Genomic DNA, 2,692 nt, shown 5'->3' on the forward strand with positions numbered 1-2,692 from the left:
ACTGTTGGTAACTATAATGAACTTGGTATTACCTAAACAACTCAGGTGCTATGGCAACTGGTTGGGTAAACTATAATGGAACTTGGTATTACCTAAACAACTCAGGTGCTATGGCGACTGGTTGGGTAAAAGATGGAGGTCAGTGGTACTATCTCGCATCATCTGGTAAGATGCTTCACAATACCTATACACCTGATGGCTACTATGTAGATGCCAGCGGCGCTTGGAAATAATCTAAAGTATACATTTTATTCCATCAGCTATTAGTGCACCTACTCAGACTAAATGTTAGCAGAGGTGCAAGAAAAATCTAGATAATAATACAAAAAGCGAATCGAAACAATGAATTCTGTTTTGTTCGCTTTTTATATTCTATTCGAGAAATTATGGAAAATAATCTCTCTTACTTATTAGACTTTTATTCAATCTAGATTTATAAAAGATAATCCAGATTGAATATTCTATAGAAAATTAAATGCGTTATACCAAACAATGTTTCTTTGTTTTTTATCTCTTTATCATCCACTATAAAATTAGTGAAATACTAATTTTTATGGTATACTAGTGATAATAAATAGTTATCGGTAGGAGAATGACATATGGATAATAAAACATGTTTTGTTGTTATGGGATTTGGTACAAAAAAGATTCCAAATACTAATATTGAAGTAGATTTAAATTTCGTCTATAACGAGCTTATTAAGCCAACAATCATTTCAAAGAAGCTAACATCTGTTTATGGTCAAGAGCAATTCAGGGCTGATGAGGTATATACAACAAAAAGTATAACAAAAACATTCATTGAGGGAATATTTAAGGCTGACATTGTAATAGCAGATATTACAACTTTGAATCAAAATGCAATCTATGAATTAGGATTACGTCATGCTATGAAACCTAAATCAACCATTATATTGTGTGATAATCATACTGCTCAAATAAAGTTTTTTGATATCCAAGATTTACCTCAAATTAGATATGATTCTGATAAATTAAATGAGTATTCGGAATTTAGAAGAATACAGGAGTTATTATCAAGTTATATTGATAATGCAAAAAATTCTGATGACCACTTTATCGATAGTCCTGTTTTTGAATCAAATTTGTACCATGTTATTAGCAATTCTTTAACATCTTCTCAAAGTAATACTACCACATATAATTCACAACAATCATGGAGTGAATTAACTAAAGTAGCTAATGCTTTAAAAGATTCTCAACAATATGTAGAGGCTGAAATAATATATAAACAAATCTTAGATAGCGGGTTTGTTGACGATGAAATAGTTGCGGGTTATCTTCTATCTTCATATAAAAAAGATGAAACAAATCTCGATAACCTAAGAGATTCTCAACAAAAATTAATTCCATATCTTGATATAAAAACAACAACTTTTCATAAAATTTTAGGCATATATGGAGCAATTTATTTGCGTATCTTCTATATTACGAAAAATAAAGATGACTTACTATCTGCAATTCACTTCTATCGTCTAGGTATGAATTATGAAGATAATAATATTTATTGTGCCAGAAATTATTGTGCCAATTTATTAAAAATTGCAGATGTAGAGACCGACATAGAGGTTATAAAAGAGCATTACTATACTGCTAAATATACCGCAAAATATATCTTAGGATCACTGCCTACTTTAGTTCGTAAATCTAGCGAATATGACGATATTTGGTTGAAATCTAATCAAGAAGAATTGTTATTTATTTCAGGTTTAATTTCCGACTTAAAAATTGATATTACTGGACTGACTGATAGACAGTCTAAAACAATTCGAGAAGGTCGAAATATATTAAAAAAAGATTTATCAAAAATACGCTTACTGATAAATGACTAGATTTCAATAAGTATGTTCCCCATCTTTTACAAATTTATATTTTTGTTCAACCATAGTTTTCCACTCTTGGAGACTCTTTTGAAATTCATCTGAGTGTAAATAGTGAAGGATTTCGTCTTTTGTGTTCAATTCGAATTCTGGGGCTGTAATTGAATATTCGCCTTGCTTTAAAATCCCTTCCTTTGTTATATTTTCTTGTGGAATTGTTAACATGGGAAGTCCAAAAGTGAGAGCTAAAATCCCTTCAATGTGACAATAAACACTAGTTATCCACTTGTTTTTTAAGTGGATTTCTTTTGATGCAAAAAAGTCAGGATTTATTTCTGCATCCTTTTTCCTAACTCCTTCATTAATAAATGTTTGACCAAATGCTAAAACAATAATACCATAGCTTCTTTGTATCATTTCCCGTAAAGAAGTCACCACTTCATATGGGGAGTATTCAGCAGCTTGTAAGGTAACGCATTCAAAACCACTTTGCTTTAACAATTTTGTAAATTCCTTGATAAAAAAGCTTTGATGTTGAGTAAAGGGGTTTGGCCTACTCAAAAATACCTGTATTTTGTTTTCACTCATAGAAATTTCTCCTACCGATAACTATTTATTATCACTATACAAAGCACCTAAATAGGTTTATAATAGCATGATTATTGATAAAGGAGATTTTTATGGATTATAAACTTATTTCTGCTTACTTAGATTATTGCAAAACTCATAAGCGTTTGAGTTCACACACGATTCGCGCTTATAAGAATGATCTTATGCAATTTTATAACTCAGACCATGATAATATCGAATCCTATATAGAACACTTGACACAATCTAACATAAAACGAATACAT

Annotated in this window: 2 protein-coding genes and 2 pseudogenes; 3 read left to right on the plus strand and 1 reads right to left on the minus strand. The window is 30.3% G+C overall.

Translation table 11 applies throughout. The annotated features are described in order from the left end of the window. Positions 1-20: 20 nt before the first annotated feature. Together HMPREF0851_RS0104115 and HMPREF0851_RS10865 are read left to right on the plus strand one after the other, a co-directional pair. Positions 21-233: pseudogene (locus HMPREF0851_RS0104115) on the plus strand (N-acetylmuramoyl-L-alanine amidase family protein); the annotation flags it as partial. A 366-nt stretch (positions 234-599) separates the two neighbouring features. Beyond that, positions 600-1,850: a hypothetical protein gene (locus tag HMPREF0851_RS10865; protein ID WP_000369188.1), complete on the plus strand. Its 1,251-nt coding sequence runs from the start codon at positions 600-602 to the stop codon at positions 1,848-1,850. 3 nt (positions 1,851-1,853) lie between these two features. Here the strand turns inward: HMPREF0851_RS10865 and HMPREF0851_RS10870 are convergent, their stop codons facing one another. Then, positions 1,854-2,426 (minus strand): hypothetical protein, encoded by a 573-nt coding sequence (locus tag HMPREF0851_RS10870; RefSeq protein ID WP_001293561.1) that lies wholly within the window; start codon positions 2,424-2,426, stop codon positions 1,854-1,856. A 92-nt stretch (positions 2,427-2,518) separates the two neighbouring features. On the opposite strand from HMPREF0851_RS10870, the pseudogene HMPREF0851_RS15815 reads away from it, so the two are divergent. After that, positions 2,519-2,692: pseudogene (locus tag HMPREF0851_RS15815) on the plus strand (site-specific integrase); the annotation flags it as partial.

The sequence above is a fragment of the Streptococcus sp. M334 genome (genome assembly GCF_000187745.1).
Taxonomy (GTDB): domain Bacteria; phylum Bacillota; class Bacilli; order Lactobacillales; family Streptococcaceae; genus Streptococcus.